Below are 21367 nucleotides of genomic sequence, written 5' to 3' on the forward strand. Positions count from 1 at the left end.
TGTTTGAACATTTATTTAAAAAGTAACTGCGAAAATTCGAACAAATCGTGTCGCCAAACGGGCCACGAATGCCCGCCAGCATACTCGCTGTATTTGTATTTAATGCCCATTTCGTCAAACTTTTTCATCATGATTTGGCAATTTTGATGAGCAATATCTTCTTTCCCACCCATCGAAATCCAAAAGTTTTTTAGGTTGCCGTTGATGGTTGACGCATTATTTTTCATGAACTCATACTGTGGGTCAGAGAGTTTTGGGTTATTTGCCCACCATCCCGAACTGAACACGCCCAACGACGAGAACATAGAGGTGTTTTTTATACCTGCATACAGCGTTTGCAAACCGCCCATTGAAAGACCGGCCAAGGCTCGGTTTTGGGCATCGGTCTCTACCCGAAAATTGCTTTCTACGAATGGAATAGCGGCATTTTTGAGCTCGTTTTCAAACGCTCTGAGTTGTGGTTCGCCAAAACCGGCAACACCGCCGCCATTTCCATAAAAATTACCATCAAGCATGGCAATAATCATCGGCTTGGCTTTTTGTTCAGCAATAAGATTATCCAAAATCAAATCCGTGCGACCTTGTGTAGCCCAGCCGCGCTGGTCTTCGCCACCACCATGAAGAAGATACAAAACAGGGTATTTTTCGCTTGATTTGTCATAGCCCGGTGGCGTATAAACGTACATTTCTCGCCAAGTATTGGTGGCTTTGGAGAGATACTTTTTGATGCGAATGTCGCCATGAGGAACGTCTTTCAAGGCATAAAAACCACCTTCTTTGTAAGGAATTTCGATGCCGCTTGCCATGCGCCCCATGCCGTAGAAAGTCTCACTGGCAGGGTCGGCGAGTGCTACGCCGTCGATGATTAAAGAGTAGTAATGGAATCCACGGCTGATGACATCGGTTGTCACGTTCCAGAAGCCCGCGGTGTCTTTCACCATGTCGTATTTTTTACCCAAATCCACTTGAACTTTGTGAGCATCAGGGGCTTTCACTTTGAAAATCACTCGGTTGTCGGGTAAAATTTGGGGGTATTTGGCATTGCGAACATTGGAAGAAGCGGGCGTTCCCAACACCGTGTATTGTTCTAATGAGGTATTATCGACGGGTTTGAACAAAAACTGAGAGAACATGTACAAACCGTTTTTCCAAACTTTAAAATCGTGCCCGCCCGCTTCCAAATAATAAATGTGCGGAACGTCGTTTTGGTACAGATAATCGTGGGTGCGTTTGCTGAATCCAATGAGTCCGTCGGCATCGCCGCATGAAATAAAGAGCAGTTTCAATTTCTGCTTGGCGGCTTCGATATTTGGCACTAATTCCTGTGGTACTTTGGTATTGGGCGCCGACGAGAAGCCACCCACCCACGAGAATTTATCCAAATTGCCCAACCCAAAATTGAGCGACTGCCCGCCACCCATCGAAAGACCCGCGATGGCACGGTTGTCCTTGTCGGTGAGTGTGGGGTATTTTTTTTCGATAAACGGAATGAGGTCGTTCAATAAATCTTTTTCAAAGGTGGCAAAGGCTTCCACTTTGTCTTTTTCAAAGACATTTCCCACCGCACGGTCGTCTTTCATGGCACGGCCATTGGGCATTACTACAATCATGGGTTGTATTTTACCCTCAGCGTAGAGATTGTCTAAAATATTTTGCGGACTTGCGCCTTTAAACCATTCTTTTTCATCACCACCGATACCATGCAACAAATAAAACACGGGATATTTTTTCTTTTTGTCGAAACCAGGCGGCGTGTAAACCAATGTTTTACGCTTATTTCCGACAGTTTTGGAGTCGTACAGCACCGTATCGATTTTGCCTTTGGGTATGCCCATTTTTTCCTGTTCATAGCCTTTGGGCATTTCTTTTTCCATTTTTTGGGCAAAACCGATAAAACTGCACAAAAGAAGGAATACAATTATTGGATTTTTCATCATTCTGAGGTTAAAGAGACTTTTGAAAATTATTTGAAAAGCAAAGGTGCCATTGCGAGCAAACTACGTCTCCACGTCAGAAATTCGTGACCTGTTTTGTCAGAAACGTAAGACACAGCGTTGAATCCAGCTTCTTTCAATTTGGTCGTTGCGTCAAGGATTCTTTCGGGTTTTTCTTTACTGCCCGCACTCAAAAAAATCAGTTTGACTTTCGATTTGTCTTTGATATCTTCGGGCGCATACATGCCGCCGCTTAATAAACCATAATAGGCAAACACGTCTGGTTTATTGAGGGTAATGGTTTTGGTTTCCATGCCGCCCATACTCAAGCCCGCCATTGCTCGGTGCGATGGTTTGGCAATCGTTCTGAAATTGGCATCCACATAAGGAATGAGTTCGTCAATCAAAACCGTTTGGAAAGGTTCGATTTTGAAGTCTCTGATTTTTCCCCATTTCACTTCGTTGGTCATTCCGTAGGTATTTACAATGATAAACGGCTTGATTTTTCCTTCGGCAATCAAATTATCCATAATTAAATTGGCGTGGCCTTGGTTCATCCAGGCCGTTTCGTCTTCGCCCCAACCGTGTTGCAGGTAAAGGACTGGGTACTTTTCTTTGGTATTTTTCTCATATCCTGGTGGGGTGTACACAAATGCTCTGCGTGAAGTATTGGTACTTGGCGATGGAAAAAGTACCTGTTGAACATTGCCGTGCGGTACGTTTTTCAGGGCATAAAAATCTCGGTCGTGGGCGGGAATTTCAATCCCGCTTTCCCAACGGGTAGAGCCGTAGAAGTTTAACGTACCGGGGTCGTTGAATTTTCCACCGTCAATGTTCACATTGTAATAGTGAAAACCTTCGTCCATTGGACCCTCGGTGGTGCCCACCCATGTTCCGTCATCGGCTTTTTTGAGTTTTGTGCCACCTCTGCCTCCTAAACCCAAACTCACCCGAACGCTGTCAGCGGCGGGGGCTACGATTTTAAAACGGGCATAGCCCTGTGAATTGACCATGGGGTATTCCTGCCCAGGCTGATTGAAAGTGGAAGGTTTGAAATCCTCAACCACGGAGGTTGTTGATTGAGCAAAGCATATACTGCTGGATAAAGCAGTAATGAAAGCTATGTTTCGGAGTGTCTTTTTCATGTTTTATGAGGTTGAATAATGTTAAAAATCTATTTAAAAATCTCTTGGAGAGACGTGACTAAAAACAACTTACAGTTCATCCACGTATGTCCGCCGGATACAATGAATGGTTTCACTTTGATTTTCTTTTTATTGAACATCGCGAGATTTTGCTTCACGCTTTCGTACAGAAAATCTTCGGTCCCTACGCTAACGGTGAACAGTTTCAGTTGTTTGTTGATTTTATCGGCATCGGGCGTCCAGTCGGTAAAATTCTTCTTGAATTCGTCGGTGGCGGTGTAAGGGGCGTACGAGCAGATGTAGGCAAACTTATCGGTGTTGGTGAGGCCGATATTGAGGGTTTGCCCGCCGCCTACTGAAAATCCTGCCACGGCGCGGCCTTTGTTGTCGGTTTGTACGGGATAATTGGCTTCTACAAACGGAATGATGTCGTTCACTACGTCTTTGGTAAAATCGGGCATCGGAGCCGGACGAACATTTCCGTAGGGCATCACTATGATCATAGGTTTGGCTTTTCCCTGCGCGATGAGGTTATCGGTGATGAAATTAGCACGACCCACTTTGGTCCAGGTTTCTTCGGTATCCGACCCGCCGTGAATCAGGTACAAAACAGGGTACTTGGTTTTACCGGAAGCATCATAGTTCGGTGGGGTATACACCAACAATTGACGGGTTGTATTCAGCGTTTGGGAGAAATAATTGTGGTATGTCACCTTGCCGTGAGGGACGTTTTGCAGGCTGTGAACCAGTGGTTTGTCTCCTTTTACGTCCACAATGCTCCGCTTGAATCGTTCATTGGCAAAAATAAGTGTATTGTTTGGGTCGGCGACTCCTACCCCGTCAACGGTAAAACTGTACGGGTAAATATCGGGCGTAACGGGCGGCACCGTAACTTTCCAGATGCCCGACGTATCTTTGGCAAGGGAAACCGGCTCTTTCAAAAATTCACCCGAAAGCTTTACCTCACGCGCCGTTTTGGAAAAATAGGTGAACGTGATGCTGTTATCCGCATGAACGGTGGGCGAACTGATGGCAGGCGGACGCTGCTGGGCCGATACGTTCACGTAAACGAACCCAAGTAAAAGGAAAAAAAAGGTAACCTTGTTCATGTGCTTCGGTGATTTATTTGAACAAAACAGGCAGTGTCTCATTGAGATATTTCTTCACATTCATCCACGTGTGGCCGCCGTCGGTGACGTAACTTTTGAAGTTGATTTTTTTGTCTTTCAAATAGTTTTCCCATTCAACCGTGCCTTTATAAAGAAAATCGTCCGTTCCGATGCCCGACCAAAGCAGCTTAAAATCCTTGTTGGTTTTAGCAGGATTCGAGATGATATTGGTAAAACTTTTGTCCATCTCAGCAGGCGAAATGTAGGAAGCATAGCTGCACACGTACGTAAACTTATCGACGTTGTTGAAGGCCGTGCGTAACGTCTGTCCACCCCCGCGCGAGAAGCCGCCGATAGCTCGGTTGTCGCGGTTGTTGAGGGTGCGGTAATTTTTTTCGATGTACGGAATGACGTGAGATACAAGGTCAGTTTCAAACAACTTCATGCGGCGTAGGGCATCGTCACCGTCGCGGCTCATGACATCGGCAGGTTTGTCTTTGCCAGTTTGCTCGGCAATTTTCGCCAACGGATTTCCGTACGGCATTACCACAATCATGGGTTTGGCCGTGCCTGCCGCAATCATATTGTCAAGCATCAGGTTCACTTTTCCCACTTTCCAAAACGTTTCTTCGGTATCGGTCGTGCCGCTGATGAGGTAATACACAGGGTACTTTTTCGCCGTTTCTTTGGTATAACCCGCTGGTGTATAGACCACAACCGTGCCCGTAGAACCTTCTACCGACGGGTAATATTCGTACGTAATCGAACCGTGGGGTACGTTTTTCAACCCATAAATAGCAGGTTCATCTGAAGGAATTTCAACCAAACTGGCCTTGAAACGCTCATTGGGAAAGAAAGCAACGTTGGCAGGATCCATCACCGTAACCCCATCCACCTTAAAACTATAAGGGTAAATATCGGGTTTGATAGGTCCCACGGTTACCGACCAAACCCCTTCTGCGTTTTTAGTCAACGGTACATCAGCTTGCCCGAACTGGCTCCCGCCCAACAGCACCGTTTTGGCATTTGGGGCTAAGTACGAAAACGTTACGGTTTTGTCGGCATTGACTTTGGGTGAAATCACAAACGGGCCGCGCGGTGGCTGGGCTAATCCCGCAAAGGGAACGAGAATCAGCAAAAGCAGGCTGAGCTGTTTGAAGAGAGTAACGATTTTCATTGGTTTACTGATTGGTTAAGGGTGTATTGGTATACTATTTAAAAAGCTTAGGCGCAATGACGCTTAGGTAGTGCTTTACATTCATCCACGTATGACCGCCGTCGGTAAAGAGGCTTTCGTACTTTATCTTTTTTTGGTCAAGTACCTGCATATATTCCTGATTGACAGTATAAAGCATGTCTTCTTTGCCTACGCCTATCCAGAAGAGTTTGAGGTTTTTGTTGGCCTGTTCCGTGTTCTTAAAAAACACCTCATTGTTACGGTCAAACTCGTTTTTGAGCATTCCGGGAGCAAAACCGCACACGTAAGCGAACTTGTCTGTATTGTTCAGACCGAAATAAAGGGTTGTTCCTCCACCTCCCGAAAAACCTGCAATGGCCCGATGGTTTTTGTCTTTGAGGGTTCGGTAATTTTTCTCAACAAACGGCATCAGATTGCCGAAAAAGTCCTTTTTGAACTCCTGCAAATTGTCCCAGTTTCGCAAACTGCCCGACGACTTGCTGATGACAGGATAAGCCCGTCCGTAGGGCATCACAATTATCATGGGTTTGGCCTTGCCCTGCGCAATCAGGTTGTCGAGAATGATATTGGCGCGGCCTACTTTTGTCCATGTTTCTTCGGTATCGGTCGTGCCGTGTAACAAATAAAGCACTGGATAAGAGGTCTTTGGGTTAGATTCGTAGCCTGGAGGGGTGTAAATTACCACAGGACGCGTTCCTAACTCAACCGACTGGTAATAACGGTACGACACTGTGCCGTGGGGGACGTTTTGCAGGGTATGTACCAAAGGCGTATTTCCCGTAATTTCGACCACGCTATTCTGAAAGCCCTCGTTCGGGAAAAGTGCTGAATTGTTAGGATCTGCCACCGAAATGCCATCGACATTGAAGGCGTAGGGATACATATCGGGCTTTACGGGAGTGGTGGTGATGCTCCATACGCCTTTATCGTCTTTGGCCATGGCCAGAGGTGATTTTTCAAACTGCGCGCTGAGTTTCACTTCTTTAGCGGAAGGCGCATAAAACCGAAACGTCACCGAATTGTCAGGATGGACTTCGGGCGAAACGATGACGGGTCTTGACGCGGGCTGACCTATTGCAATACTCACGGTCAGGATGGCAAACAAAAGCAAGTAAATAGATTGGGCTTTCATCGGTTAAGGGTTTGTTATTTGGTTTATTTTGCCCATTCTTTTCCTTCGGGCGTTCGTCTCCACTCGAAATACGAATTCAGTACTTTCATGGCATCATTGCTCGGGACAGGTCCCATAAATGCCTTTTGCTGGAAATACATGACCGCAGGTTTTTTGGTAGAAAACGCTTCCCATTGCGGTACATTTCCGTCATTGGGGTTGCCGCTTTTGGCAAAATTTGTCCAGTACGTCATGATGGTTTCCGACATATCACCGTCTGTTGGCGTACGGTTCTGGTCGGCGGGATTGAGGTTTCCAAACACAAAAGCAACGTCTTGTGCGTGGGGCGAGCCGTACCCAAACTTTGCAGAGCCTGCGGGGTGCTCAGGGTGTTGGTCAAAATAGTAATAGAAAACCTTCTCCTTTGATTTCTGAGACTGAAGATTGGCCCATGCCCACGTTTGCCAGCCAAAAGCGGCATCACGGGCTAAATCCCTTGCCGTTTTGGGAACGCTGTTTTCTTCAACAGGATACGCTTTTATCAGTTTTTCGGCAAACGGTCCGTAGCGTTTGTTGGTGCTTTCAATATAATCTTTCGGTGTTTTGGGAGGCATAAAGCTCGCACCTTCGTCGGAGTTGTAGCCGATTAACACAGGCGTATGGTTGAACTTGCCTTTTTGGTACAAAACATGTTGATCGTCGGGAATGACGTATCCATCGACGATTGGCCAGCCTCCGGGGTTGCCAAAACCTGATGGGAGCTTATCGGGAGGCAAAGCACGAAGTTCAACCAATGACGTAGCGCCTGCTTTTTGCATAAATTCAACGCCTTGTTTTTCGGCCAAGGCCAACAGCTTCATGTTTTCTCCAGGGTAGGTCGTGAGTCGGTGGGGGCCAAACGAGCCGCCGCTTTGCGAAATCGCCCCGTGAAAAAGTCCTTTGGCCAATGGCGACGCACACAGCATACTCACCGCAATGCCTCCTGCTGATTCGCCAAAAATGGTTACTTTGTCAGGATTACCGCCAAAGGCTCTGATATTTTTCTGCACCCATTGCAAACCCGCAATCATGTCAAGCAAGCCATAGTTTCCCGACGTTTTTTGGGGCGTTTCAGCGCTTAGCTCTGGGTGTGCCAAAAAGCCCATTTGATTGACACGGTAAGCGATACTGACCATTATTACGCCTTTTTTTGCCAGTTTTTCACCATTCGTTACGGGTTCTGAGGTGGCGCCAAAGCTAAACCCACCGCCGTAAATCCAGACCATGACGGGCAGGTTTTCATTGGCGGTTTTGGCAGGCGTCCAGACGTTCAGGTACAAACAATCTTCGCTCTTGCCCGAAGGCGGATTGCCGCCCTGATAGGGGGCGGGGGCAAATTGGGTTGCTTGTTTTACACCTTCCCACTTGGCGGCGGGTTGCGGTGCTTTCCAGCGAAGGTTTCCCACGGGTGGGGCGGCAAAAGGAATGCCTTTATAGACCGATAACCCGTTTTCGGTGCTGCCTTGTACTAAGCCTTGCTCTACTTTTACAGGAGAGGGTGGTGCAATGCTGCTTTCGTCGATGTCGATTTTTTTGCCTTGCGACGCTAACAAAGCCGCTGCGTATCGTTTACCAAAAATGCGGATGCCTTCGCTGCTGAAATGCAATTTGTCGGGAACGGCGGGCAATCCTTTGGACGAAACCACAATGGCTGACGGTATCGTTTGGGGCAACGTAGCGATGATGGTATTCATGCTCGCGCACTTACCACCCTGATCGGCATTGACCAGCTCACCTGCCAGCAACGGAACCGAATTGGAAGGTAAATTCAGGTCGGCCAGTAAGTCGTCGTAGATTTTTTTGACCTTCATCGGCCATGCTTTATCCCCCGTATTCGACTCGCCCTGATGCAGCAAAATACCTTTAATAACCCCCGATTTTTGTGCCAAACGCGCCATTTCTACCAGTCTTTCGTACGGATTTCCACCGTATTGATTGGCCATGTTGATCATCCACGGCCTTTCTTTGGCCGAGGTGTCGAGGTACATTTTATAGTCTTTTTTATCAAAAATCTCAATTTTACTTCCCGCCACGGCTATATGCACAAAACCTACTTTAACGTTTTTCGGCAGATTTACCACCAACGTCCGACCGAAATAATCGGCGGGCGAAAGGCGTGTATTACAGCGGCAAAGCGGCGGTTTGGCCGTGTACCAGTTGCCTTTCGTTCGCCCCAACTCAGGACAATCGACTGCCGAAAGGAGCCGAAGCCGGCTGTCTACAAGCGTGTCCTGTTGCTCTATTTTAGCGGGTCCTTCCATATTTGACTGACCGATGCAGAGGTAAATATGGAAATTAGGGTCCTGGGCTTGGGCGCTGATGAACCCTACAAAACAAATGGTTAAAACTAAAAGTAAGCGTTTCATTAGTAGTAAGTTAAGGGGTTTATAACCACAAAGAGCCCAAAGAATGGCACAACGGGCACGAAGTGATTATTACTTTTCTGAAATCTTATCTTCAATTCGGAAATAGTCGAAATCGGCAAAACCACCCACCATTTGAGTGGCATAGTTGAACAACCCGAAACGGTAGCCCATGAAATGCGGAATGGTATACGGCATTTTCAGCGGTTCACCAATTTTTGTCCAGATCTTACCGTCAAGGCTGTAAAAGAAATGGGCGACGTCGGCGCGGTTTCTGAAATTACATTCGGCCTTGAAATAAACGGCGTTTTGGGAAAGTGGAATATTCTCAATATCAATGGGTTTACCCGTATTGGCACTGACCATCACGATTGATTTGGTGCCTTTGCCAACCTTTACACCCACTAAACCGTAGTTTTTTTGCAACAAACTCAACCCAGCAAAGTCGCCTTCTTTCATATTAGACACATCCAGCAAGGTCGAGCCCGTCGATTCGGGGCCGATGGTTCGTTGGGTTAAGGTGTTTCGGGCCAGAACAAACGAGGTATCGACCCGACCCGTTTTTAATCGCAAAAAGCCATTTCTGTCAGAAACCGACCAAAGTGCATTGTCAGGATTATGATTCCACTGCCAAACCAATGGCAAGGCAGCGTCTCCCTTTTTGCGCGTAAAGTAATCAGAAGCCACGATGCTGGGAATCAGGGATTTGTTAGTGGGTAAATCAAGCGTTTCGGGGACTTTGCCGTTTTCGCCCAACACTGGCCATCCGTTTTCCCATTTCACAGGAACCAGGTACGGAATACGCCCCACCCCGCCAAAATCACGGAATAGGTAGGCAAACCAACGTCCGTCGGGGGTATCAATCAATCCGCCCTGCGCCACGCCCAAATCCTGCAATGCCACACGTCCTTCCCACGGCCCCGTAATTTTATCGGCGCGGTGAATCAACACCGTACGCATACCGCCTCGGGGCCACGAAATGTTAAACAGATAGTACTTGCCGTTGACTTTGAACAACTGTGAACCTTCGGCAGGAAGACCGCCACCCGTACCCGATGGTGTACTTGCGTTTTCGATAAGAACCTGTTCGGTTGTGCCTTCTTTTACGCCCGTAATGTCTGCGTTGAGCTCTACAATTTTGAGTTTTCCCGCGCCATAAATCAGGTAATTGCGACCATCATCGTCGAAAAACAGCGTATGGTCATGGTAAGATGGTTTGAACGTTGCTACTTTCCACGGACCTTTTTCGATGTTTTTGGTGGTATAGATGTACGTCTTCCCCGTAGTTTGGGCAAAAGTTGTGGCATAAAATATTCCCTTATGATAGCGCAGACTGCTCGCCCAAGAACCTCGTCCGTAGGTGCTTTTGCCATTGGTCAACGTAAGCGCATCGACAGTGGCTAACGTATCGTAAGTGTAACTTACTAATTGCCAATTCACCAAATCCTTCGATTTCATAATCGGCAAGCCTGGGCTCATGTGCATGGTCGTGCTGCTCATGTAATACGTATTTCCCACTCGAATCATGGCCATGTCGGGCACGTCGGCGTGAATTATCGGGTTTGTTGCCACTTTTTTTTGTGCAAAAACCCCTAAACCAAACAGTAGGAAACTTAAAAATAGTAGCTGATTTCTCATTTCAACATTGAATCGTTACCGCTGTATTTCAGGAACTTAAACGAAGCAGAATTTTCAGATTTTTCGCCTGAAGAAGTAGCATACAAGCCATAAACGCAGCCAATGAAGCTATTGGCCGCTTTTGTGCTCAAAAACTTACCGTCTATTTGGTCTTTTAACAAAATCCAGTTTTTGCCATCGGTTGAGTAGTAGAAGCTATACAATGCTCCCTCCGACTGTATTTTAAAATTTACCTTGGCAGCGGCGGAAGTTAAAGGTACTTCGGTCACCAATTCCGTAGTCTTATCTTTGCTCTTGAAGAGTTGAATTACGTCTTTGCCTTCGTTTTTTGATTTGGCCACGAAGTAAAAATGGCGCTCGTCCTGAAAAATAACCAAGCCCGCTTTTTCATTTGCTGTTTTTGGCGAAAAATTCACTTCGGTTTCGGCGGTGCTTGTTAAATGTTGTTGACGCTTACCCACAAACGAAGGGTTTCCCGATTCTGAAATCGTTTCTGGTTTGAGTTTAAGCGTAAGTCCGTTTGATTTTGACGTTTTGAACGAACTACTATCTACGGTTCTCAAAAAAAGCAGAGAAAGGTCAAGTCCTTTGTCGAAGGTCATGGTATAAGCGAAGTTGCCGTTTTGCGGTAACGCCCCTTTTTGTTTTACCTCTTTGATGTTGGTGGGGTATTTGTATTCAATGACTTTTTCGCCGTGTTCAATCATCGGCCAATCGTTTACCCACGTCAACGGAGCAATAAACATTTCACGGCCTGTATTATAAAAATCGCCTTCGTAAGGGCGAACGGCCAAGAAAATCGAGTACCAATTGCCGTCGGGACCTTCGATAAACTGAGCGTGTCCCGCCGAGGTGATGGGGTTAGGTCGGTCGGCAGGCAAGCCTCTTTGTGTCAAAACGGGATTGCCTTCAAACGGCACATAAGGTCCCCAAATATCTCGGCTGCGCAGCGCCACCTGCGAGTGATTGACGGAGGTTCCGCCTTCGGCCGCGTAGAGGATATACCAACCGTTACGTTTCAAAATATGTGGCCCTTCAATCCAAACGGGTTTTTTGGACAAATCCACCCCGCCGTTGACGAGTTGTTTTTCTTCACCCACTACCTTTAGATTCTGATAATCAAACTCATACATCCGAATGGTGCGGTGGCCAGAATACAGCGGTTTACGGTCGGGAGCATCACTGTTATAAATGATGTAGGCTTTGTCGGTTTCTTCGTCAAAATAAATGGAGGGGTCAATGCCGCGTACCTGCGGAATCTTGACGGGATTACTATAAGGTCCGGCGGGATTTTTTGAGGTTACGACAAAATTTCCATCGTGGTCAATATCGGTACAAGTTACGTAGTACGTGCCTTTGTAATAACTGATGGCAGGGGCAAAAAGCCCGCGCGTCATGCGCTCACCCATGAAGTCCATTTGCGAAGGGCGATTGATTACATTTCCGATTTGCTTCCAGTTTTTCAAATCACGGCTGTGCATAATCGGCAAACCCGGAAAATAGGAAAAAGTAGAATGTACGGTGTAATAATCAGGCCCTACTTTGACAATGCTTGGATCGGGATAAAATCCTGTCAAAATGGGGTTGGTCAAGGTGACGGATTGGGCTGAAACAGTGTGGCTTAGTGAAAAACATAAGGCCATCAACAAGGCAAAGAGACTATTTTTGAACATTTTTATGTAAAGTTTAATATCAATGATTAGTTTATATTACTGATTTACAAGCGTATACACTTTCCTTGCTTGGGTAGGAATATCGTATAGCATTGTTTCTCTCAGGGTCGGGGCAGTTGGGTTGGCTTTGGGTGAAATAACGGCCTTTGGCGTTTCTTCCACGACATAAAAAGGATTAGGGTTCTGACCGGATGCTTTTTTCAGCGTTCCGCCTGTACTCAATTTTAGACCATTCGGTACGCGCAAGCGAAGGTTACCGCCAAGGCTTGATTTTATGGATAACTTGGTCAGTTTTCCGTCTTTCCACTGCATATTCACTACTTCAAAACCGCCGATGGCCCGCAGCCCATCCATGCTGCCCGATTGCCATACATCGGGCAAGGCTGGCAATAAATGCACCGCCCCGTCAGCACTTTGCATGAGCATTTCGGTAATACCCGACGTACACCCAAAATTCCCATCAATCTGAAACGGTGGGTGCGCATCAAACAAATTATTGTAGGTTCCGCCTCCGTCTTTGGTGACACCCAGCGGCGTAAGCTGGTTTTGAATCAGGGTATAGGCATGATTGCCGTCTTGCAATCGAGCCCACCAGTTGACTTTCCAACCCATGCTCCAGCCCGTCGAAACATCTCCACGATGAATCAGCGTGGTACGGGAAGCATTAAACAGTTCGGGCGTACGATACGGTGAAATCTGAACGGCAGGAAACAGCCCGTACAAATGCGAAACGTGACGGTGATGGTCGTTAGGGTCGTCTACATCGTCCAGCCATTCTTGCAATTGGCCGTGTTGCCCCACGTGCATCGGAGCCAAGCGACCGCGTAATTGCCTGAGTGTATCGGCAAAAGAAGCATCTTTTTTCAGGATTCCAGCAGCCCGTATGGCCGTACTGAAAGCGTCGAAAACGATTTGGTTGTCCATCGTCGTACCAGCATCCAACGACGAACCCGCGTGGGCTTTCGGCGCGTTTTCTGGAGAGCTTCCTGGGTTGATGACCAGCCATTTGTATTTCGGATGTTCAATCAGGAAATCGGCATAAAAGGCAGCGGCTCCTTTCAGAACTGGATAAATTTCAGACAAATAGGCTTTATTGCCACTGTACAGATAATGTTCCCAAAGGTGTTGGGCGGTCCAGCCGCCACCGCCCGTCCACATTCCCCAAAAAGCCCCGTCAATCGCGCCTGTCGCCCGCCAAATATCGGTATTGTGGTGTGCCATCCATCCTTTTGCGCCATACATAACACGCGCCGTTTCCTGCCCTGTCTCCGATAGTTCTTTCACCATTTTCAAAAACGGCTCATGGAGTTCAGCCAGATTGGTTTTCTCCGCTGGCCAGTAGTTCATTTGCGCGTTGATATTGATGGTGTACTTGCTGTCCCAAGGAGGGTTCATTCTGTTATTCCAAATTCCCTGTAAATTAGCTGGTTGACTACCAGGCTGAGAAGAAGAAATCAACAAATAGCGTCCGAACTGGTAATAAAGTGTCACCATGTGCGGGTCGTTGGTGGAGCGAAAATTTTTCAGGCGCTCATCGGTAGGGAGTTTCGCCGCCTCTGTAGTTCCGAGGTCTAATCGAACGCGGTTGAAGTACTTTTGGTAAGCAGTTATATGAGAGGGTAAAATGGCAGCAAAGGATTTCGGATAAGCTTTGTTCAGATAAGCAGTTGCCCGTGCATTTTCGTCACCGGTGAGGTCTTTGTAGCTGTTGAAATTGGTAGCAATGGAAATATAAATGGTGGCGGTTGTGGCCCCTTTTACCGTAATGGAACTATCGTTGGCAGTAACATTCCCGCCCACGGTTTTGATACGGGAAATGCCCTTAAAATTTACCATTCCCTTTACTCCTTCATGGTCCGAAGTGGTTCCAGAAAGCGTGAGCTCGTTAGGAGCCACCGTGTTGATGGCTCTTTTTTTATGAAGCGTTGCGTAAAAAGCAATAAACGAAAGGCTATTTGGCTTACTTGCCGTCAGTTGCATGACAATTACTCGGTCGGGAAAAGAAGCCAAAATTTCTCGCGTGTATTTGACGCCATTGACGGTATAAGTCGTTTTCGCAACGGCTCGTTCAATATCTAATTCGCGGTAATAATCGGTGTAGTTTTCGTGTCCTTCAAAGGTGAGGTGCAAATTACCAACGGGTTGAAACATCTGCCCGTGCGATTTTTTGGTAATGATTACTTTGTTGGCCAACCGTTCGGCATCTTTTTGCTTTCCGTCAAAAATCAATTGACGAATTTCAGGCAATGCGGCCAATGCCTCCGGATTATCGTTGCGGTTAGGGCTACCGCTCCAAACAGTGTGTTCATTCAACTGAATCGTTTCTTTTTCCACATTTCCGTACACCATGGCACCCAGTCGGCCATTGCCAATGGGCAGGGCATTTTCCCAGGTTTTACCAGAGGGTTTGTTATACCAAAGTTTTAGGCTTTTACTATCCTGAGAAAAACTCAGATAGGAAACAATCAGTAAACAGAAAGTGAAAAACGATTTCATTAATAACGGGTTTATGCGATATATAAGAATACAATTAATTGTTTATGAACTAAATACTTATGACAAAAGATGAAATGTGTAAATTTGACACATTTTTGTGTACAAAAAAAATAGTGATGGTAACACTACCACTATAATGTGTTCAGAAAAATGATAATAGTAAAATATTAGTTCAAGATAGAAAAGTTATATTTATTACGTAAATTATGCAAACAATTTGTTGAAAAATTAAAAAGATGTAAGAAGAAAACCCTCTTACATCTCCCATCATTCTCTTTATTTATCTACAATACTCAATTAATAACCCGGATTTTGCGTAAATGGAGGGCCTTCAACCGTGCGGTCTATTTGCGACTGAGGAATGGGTCTTAGCAAATGAAAATCTTTGACATAGGCTGATGCCTCCTTGTTCCAAGCCTGAATACGTCTTACCAAGGTTTTGGTACGCACTAAGTCTTGATATCGCATCCACTCACCAAATAGTTCTCTGCTTCGCTCATCCAAGATAAAATCAACGGTTACCTCATCGGCGCTGATTATCATCGCCGCAGCGGCAGCGGCATTTTGGGCCGCCGTATTGGTTTTACGATAGGCGGCTCTTTGACGAATCACGTTGAGGAGTTCAGCGGCTTTTGCTTTATTTCCAGCCATGAGATAGGCTTCTGCACCTACTAAATACACTTCAGAAAAACGGGTAATCACCACGGGGCGAGTAGAAGGGTCATTGAAATTACTACCACGGCTCGGATCCATGTGTTTTTTGATGGCAGGATATAAATTGGCATTCCAGGTGCTTGGAGGTGCGATGATTCCTTTAAATGGTTTTGTTCCATTGAACTGCGGAGCTCCTACCACTTCATAATCCGTAATCCAAACAGCGGTATCAATACCGACCTGCATTGTGTAGCCGATACCGCGTTTGTTATTGGCCGCTGTTGGCGTATTGGTCACGGCAGTATTAGAGATATAGACTGTATAAAACGTATTAGCAAATCGTGAGTCAACATCCCTTTTTACAAAAGCCTGATCAAGAAAATAGTTTTTGCCGTTCGTTTGTTTTACGCTATTTGGACGAATACGGGCGTATGGACGGCCATAGTAGGAATCACGTATCATACCAGAAGTTCCCGAGTTTACCAAAACCCCAGCGGCATTGACAAAGGAATTGATACCGCTGTTGTTTGGATAGTTCCAGTTGGTGAACCAAGGCGTCAGGTTATTGGCGAAACCGCCACTTTCTCCAGAGCCTAGTCGATAGTAACCGTATTTTGCATCATTTGAGTGGTCGCTGACAAACAATGTTTCTTTACCGTAATCATTAGCAGGTACAAAAGCATCGCCGAAATCCTGCCATAAATCAAGTCCATAGGCTGCTTTATTGGTAATAAGATCATTCGAAATTTTGGCAGCTTCGGCAAAGTCTGCCTGTGAATTGGTCAACCAACCGCGCGTTAGATAGGCTTTTGCCAAAAAGAACAAGGCAGTGGGTTTAGTGGCAGCTTTACCTAAAAATGGTGCGGTTGGTTTATCGGGCAATGCCGCCGCGGCTTCGGTTAAGTCCTGAATAATTAACTTGTATACCTCGGCTGCTGGGTCTCTTTTAGCACTTTGTGAGGGTAAAGTGATAAACTCAGTATGCAATGGCACATCTCCCCACGTCTGAACCAAGTAGAAGTACCAGAAGGCCCTCAAAAACTTAGCCTGAGCTAAATACTGGTTTTTGGTTGCTTCGGGTAAATCAATACTCTTACCATACTTCAGTACGCCGTTAATTGTATTAATGCTCGTGAAAGCTGCCCCCCATGCCGAGCCAAAGTTGGTACTGTTAAGGCCGTTAAATGTATGTATTGGGCCACCACCACTACTGGCTCCCTGAATAAATTCGTCGGTACCGGCCTGCATTTCCGAAGAAAAGCCTTCCGTCCCCCACTGACCGCGTATTTCATTATATACCCCGGCAATACCCCCCAATACACCCGCTGGGCTATTGAAAAACGAAGGAACAATTTGTGATTGCGGATGCTCTTCCAGTATTTTTCCGCAACTCACACAGAAAAATAAAGTAAAGGCAATGATTGAAATTTGTATTTTTTTCATCTTGAATTAAAATTTAAGATTTAAACCTAATGTATATTGACGAACCGGAGGGTTGTTTAAGTTTACGGTAACAAAACGGTTAAAATTACCTCCCTGAATGGTGTTACCGTAGCCATTCCCTTCGGGGTCAACTGCAAGCTTGGCTTTTACTAACGGGGAATAAATGATAAAAGGATTGGTCGCATTCAGGTAAATACGGGCAGAGGAAACCCCAATTTTGTTAAGTACCTTGGCATTGACCGTATAACCTACGTTGATACTTCTCATTTTAATGAAAGAGCCGTCTTGATAAGAAGTTGTAGATGTAAAGTTGCGCACACCACCTCCAGCATCAGGTCGAGGGAAGGCATTGGTTGGGTTTTCAGGGGTCCAGTAATCCATCACTAATTGGTTTGAACGACCTTGGTTAAGGAAACCAAAACCAGAACCGCCACCAGAAGTACCCGATAAGTACGGCACTACCACTTTCATTCCCATCCGGGCAAAGGTGACAAACGACACATCGAATCCTTTGAAGCTAATTCTATTGGTCAAACCACCTTCCCATTTCGGTTGAAAATTGCCGATAATTTTACGGTCGTTGGCATCAATAACACCGTTATTATCGACATCTTCCACTCTAATTTCACCAGGAAGCTGCACGGGTGATGTTTGTTTTTTCAACGTGCCGTTATCCAAATCCGCCTGCTGCCAGATACCGATTTTGTTGTAGTCATAAATGACCGTAAGTGGATGTCCCACAAACCAGAAGTTTCCTTTATTATCCAACTCCTGAGGTGTAGTAAGTTGCGTGATTTTTTCACGATTTAAGAAATAAGTCAAATCTGTGCTCCAATTAAAGCCACCTTTGTTTCTAAATATGTCAAACGTCAATGATGCTTCAAAGCCTTTTCCTTCGGTTCTTCCTAAGTTTTTGAGGGTAGAGCCCGCACCGTTACTTTGAGGGAGGTTGACCGAAAGCAAAATGTCTTTGGTTTTTTGATAATACACATCAAATGACCCCGTGATCCGGTTATTAAATAAACCAATTTCTAAACCAATATCCGTCTGGGACGTCGACTGCCAACCCAAATCACTAGCTGGCAGACTGGTAACTGTATAAGCAAGTGCCTGACCAGCCGTAGTAGTACCAAAGTTATAGTAACCCGTTGAGAGCGCTCCCAAGGTTGCATAAGCACCTACGTTGCGGTTACCCGAAATACCCCATCCACCTCGTAGTTTCAAGTTTGACAAGAAGCTTAGGTTTTTCATAAACGGCTCATCAATGAGATTCCAGCTTAAACCGATTGCGGGGTAGTTGAAGTACTGATTGCCAGGTGATAAGGTAGAAGAACCATCCCGACGGAACGTAGCCGTCAGGATGTATTTATCATTGAATGTATAGTTTAAACGAGCCATATAAGACAATAGCCCAGTTTCACCAAAACTTCCGCTGCCAGTAGGCTGACCAGAAGCCAATGAGAAGTTAGCCGTTTGAATGTAATCGGCAGGAACCCCTCTTACGTTAAAACTACTCCCCAAATTATGGTTTTTGGTAATTTCATAGAGCGCAGTCAAACCAATTCTGTGTTTGGTGGCAAACGTTTTATCGTAATAAAGCAAATGCTGCATGTTTACGTCCCAATATTCGGTATTTCTAATATCAGCGTTGGAAACATTTTGATCAACACCTGTATTGACAAATGTATTTGGCGGCCCGTAGCCATTAAAATGAACTTGACTGAAATTTAGGCCCGCATTGAAACGGTATCTTAGGCCGTCTAAAATGTTTACTTCTGCGTATAAACTATTGAATGTTCGAATAGAACGCTCGTTGGAAAGAATATCATCTCCGCGTGAAATTAGGGTAAGTGGGCTTACGGCTTGTGCTTCAATCGTTCCACGTTTAGGGTTCAGGAGTACAGTGCCATCGTCATTGTATGGCTTGATGAGCGGTGATAAACGAACCAATTCCGTCGGAACACCCCCACCCGCAGGGTCGTTTCTACGTGTAAGTGTATTGATTGTGTTTAAACCAATTTTAACCCGTTTTCCAATTTTTTGGTCGATGGTGGCACGAATCGTAAAACGGTCAAAGTTTTGGTTTGGCATAATACCCGTTTCATTAAAATAGCCAAGCCCCATGCTGTATTGCGTATTTTCTACCCCGCCCTGTAATCCGAGCTGATGGCTTGTATTAAATCCTTGTTTGTACATTAAATCCTGCCAATCGGTAGAAACACCCGCGGCAAGGTTCGCCTTTTCTTCTTCGGTCAATGGATAGGCCGTAGTACCTGCTCCTTGGGTGTTTAGCGCGGCCGATTGCTCCTTAAATTTTGCGTATTGCGCCCCATTCATGACATTGTATTTGCCCAAGATGCTGGTCACACCATGGTAGCCATCATACGTCAGAATCGGCTTGCCTACTTTTCCTCTTTTGGTGGTAATCAAAATGACACCACCGGCACCTCTCGAACCGAAAATGGCCGTTGCTGAGGCGTCTTTCAAGATTTCAAGGTTCGCAATATCGTCGGGGTTTATGTCATTCAGCCCTCCAAACGGAATACCATCTACCACCACAAGCGGGCCGTCAAGACCGTCACCGTTACCAGTTGTAATGGAGCGGTTACCACGGATACGAATCGTTCCCTGACTACCGGGCGTAGAACCGTTGCTTACAATAGATACCCCTGCCGCACGACCTTTAAGTTGGTTAAGCAGGTTTGGAGCAGGTACTTCTTTCAACGTAGCCTCGGTAACTGAAACAACCGCTCCCGTTACGTCTCGCTTGCGTTGCGTACCATATCCTACAACCACTACCTCATTTAGCGTTGACTGGTCTTCATCTAATAGGATGTCGATGGTTGAGCGGTTTCCTACCACCACTTCTTGGGTCTTATTGCCAATTGAGCTAAAGACCAAAGTTTCATTGGGCGAGGCATTGATTGAATAGACCCCCTCATTGTTGGCCGTAGTTCCTCTTGCAGTTCCTTTTACCAATACCGAAGCACCTGGTATTACCCCGTTCGTTTTTGATTTAATGATACCCTTTACGGTCTGTGCGTTGACTGTAAATCCCGAAAGGATCAACAGCAAAATACACCACGCCCAATAGCAATGTTTATTTTGCCATTGTGAAATGGAGAGGTTGAGTTGTTTCATGATATAAATATGATTGGTTGAATAAATTATATAATCTTCCTTAGTACGGCCGATTATTTGTGGATGTAAAGTAAGCGCGCTCACAAAAAACTAAGTAGCACGTTTCACCAAATCTATGTTCCGAATGTTTAAAATTGTCAATTTGACACATAAAGTATCACAAAAAGGGCTCAGCCTTTCGAGTAGTGGGTAAAGTCAGACTATAATTGCACAGAAGCTTACGGTCCCAGAGACAGGGTAAAAAGAAGCAGAGTTTATTTTAAATTTTCTTTATTTAGTTATAACAATGACCCAAGCACCCAATAAAATTGAACGTCGATAACGAAGAAAACCAGTAAGTGAAAATGGAGCCACCTAGCGGGGTGTACTTTTTGCAGAATCTCTTTTCAGTTGAATGTACTCAGAAGGCGACACATTGTACTTAGCCTTAAACGCCCTTGCAAAATAGTTAGGGTTAGAGAACCCTACTGCGTAGCCAATTTGCGAAATCTTCATATCGCTTTTTTCCAGCAGTGCCACCGCCTTTTTAAGTTTTATGGAGCGCACAAATTCCACGGGGGTTTCTCCCGTTAGGCTCAACACTTTATTATACAGCGTGCCTCGGCTCATAAACATTGTTTTGCTCAGAATGTCTACCGACAAGTCTGGGTCTTCGATGTGGTCTTCTACATAGCGAGAGATTTTCAGCAGAAATTTCTCATCCTCCGAAACGAGTTCAATTTCGGGAGTTTCGAGATTAATGTGTTTACTATAAGTATTTTTTAAGGTAGTGTTAAGGTTGAGCAAGTTGTTTATCTTCATATTCAAAAGCTGAAAACTAAAGGGTTTGGTAAGATAATCGTTGGCTCCTGTTTCAAGCCCTTTTAATTGGTCAATTTCTTCAGCTAACACCGTAAGCAAAATGACTGGGATGTGCTTGGTTCGATTATCATTTTTGATTTTCCGGACCATGGCCCTGCCGTCCATGTTGGGCATGTTTACATCACTTACAATTATCTCGGGATGGCACCCAAGGGCTTTTTGCCAACCTTGTTTTCCATCTGATGCCTCAATGATTTTATATTTTGCTTTTAAATTCTCTTTTAAATAAGTTCTAAGGTCTTCACTGTCATCGACGATTAATAGTACTGGCTTTCCAATTTTTGAAGGCTCATCGATTTCATCTCCACTGGTTAGAGGCATTGCAATCTCCTGCTTTTCATCTTGGGCGTCCGTTAAAGTTAACGATTGATTTGATAGTAAAACCAGAGGTAAATACACCGTAAAAACACTTCCTGTACCTTCTTCACTCTCCACTTTTAGGGTACCGCCATGAAGTTTCACAAACTCCTGAGTGATTGAAAGTCCAATACCGCTACCTTGATTGAGGATGTTTGGGGTGGTGTTGATTTGATAAAACCGGTCAAAGATTTTTTCCAACATA

Annotated in this window: 12 protein-coding genes; all 12 read right to left on the reverse strand. The window is 45.5% G+C overall.

The window, feature by feature from the left end:
- Positions 1 to 11: 11 nt before the first annotated feature.
- Positions 12 to 1937, reverse strand: a complete 1926-nt coding sequence (locus GVN20_RS28235) for an alpha/beta hydrolase-fold protein (protein ID WP_409033853.1) — start codon at positions 1935 to 1937, stop codon at positions 12 to 14.
- A gap of 26 nt (positions 1938 to 1963) precedes the next feature.
- Positions 1964 to 3079: an alpha/beta hydrolase-fold protein gene (locus tag GVN20_RS28240; protein WP_166561557.1), complete on the reverse strand. Its 1116-nt coding sequence runs from the start codon at positions 3077 to 3079 to the stop codon at positions 1964 to 1966.
- A 29-nt stretch (positions 3080 to 3108) separates the two neighbouring features.
- Positions 3109 to 4188: an esterase gene (locus GVN20_RS28245; protein WP_166561558.1), complete on the reverse strand. Its 1080-nt coding sequence runs from the start codon at positions 4186 to 4188 to the stop codon at positions 3109 to 3111.
- Positions 4189 to 4201: 13 nt separating this feature from the next.
- On the reverse strand, positions 4202 to 5365 hold the full coding sequence (locus tag GVN20_RS28250) for an esterase (RefSeq protein ID WP_166561559.1): 1164 nt from the start codon (positions 5363 to 5365) through the stop codon (positions 4202 to 4204).
- A gap of 34 nt (positions 5366 to 5399) precedes the next feature.
- A complete protein-coding gene (locus tag GVN20_RS28255) occupies positions 5400 to 6518 on the reverse strand; it encodes an esterase (RefSeq protein ID WP_166561560.1) in 1119 nt (372 codons plus the stop codon).
- Between the two features lie 23 nt (positions 6519 to 6541).
- Complete coding sequence (locus GVN20_RS28260) at positions 6542 to 8902, reverse strand: carboxylesterase family protein (protein WP_166561561.1); 2361 nt, start codon at positions 8900 to 8902, stop codon at positions 6542 to 6544.
- Positions 8903 to 8971: 69 nt separating this feature from the next.
- Positions 8972 to 10537, reverse strand: coding sequence for a glycoside hydrolase 43 family protein (locus GVN20_RS28265; protein WP_166561562.1), 1566 nt, complete (start codon positions 10535 to 10537; stop codon positions 8972 to 8974).
- Positions 10534 to 12210, reverse strand: coding sequence for a glycoside hydrolase family 43 protein (locus GVN20_RS28270; RefSeq protein ID WP_166561563.1), 1677 nt, complete (start codon positions 12208 to 12210; stop codon positions 10534 to 10536). Before GVN20_RS28270 ends, GVN20_RS28265 begins: the two co-directional genes overlap by 4 nt.
- A 36-nt stretch (positions 12211 to 12246) precedes the next feature.
- The gene (locus tag GVN20_RS28275; RefSeq protein ID WP_166561564.1) at positions 12247 to 14706 is read right to left on the reverse strand and encodes a glycosyl hydrolase family 95 catalytic domain-containing protein; all 2460 of its coding nucleotides are present in this window, start codon (positions 14704 to 14706) and stop codon (positions 12247 to 12249) included.
- A gap of 297 nt (positions 14707 to 15003) precedes the next feature.
- Positions 15004 to 16803 (reverse strand): RagB/SusD family nutrient uptake outer membrane protein, encoded by a 1800-nt coding sequence (locus tag GVN20_RS28280; protein WP_166561565.1) that lies wholly within the window; start codon positions 16801 to 16803, stop codon positions 15004 to 15006.
- Positions 16804 to 16809: 6 nt separating this feature from the next.
- Positions 16810 to 19944, reverse strand: a complete 3135-nt coding sequence (locus GVN20_RS28285; protein ID WP_166561566.1) for a TonB-dependent receptor — start codon at positions 19942 to 19944, stop codon at positions 16810 to 16812.
- Positions 19945 to 20298: 354 nt separating this feature from the next.
- A partial coding sequence (locus GVN20_RS28290; protein WP_166561567.1) for a response regulator occupies positions 20299 to 21367 on the reverse strand: 1069 nt, incomplete at its 5' end.

Source organism: Runella sp. CRIBMP (assembly GCF_009905605.1).
Lineage (GTDB): Bacteria > Bacteroidota > Bacteroidia > Cytophagales > Spirosomataceae > Runella.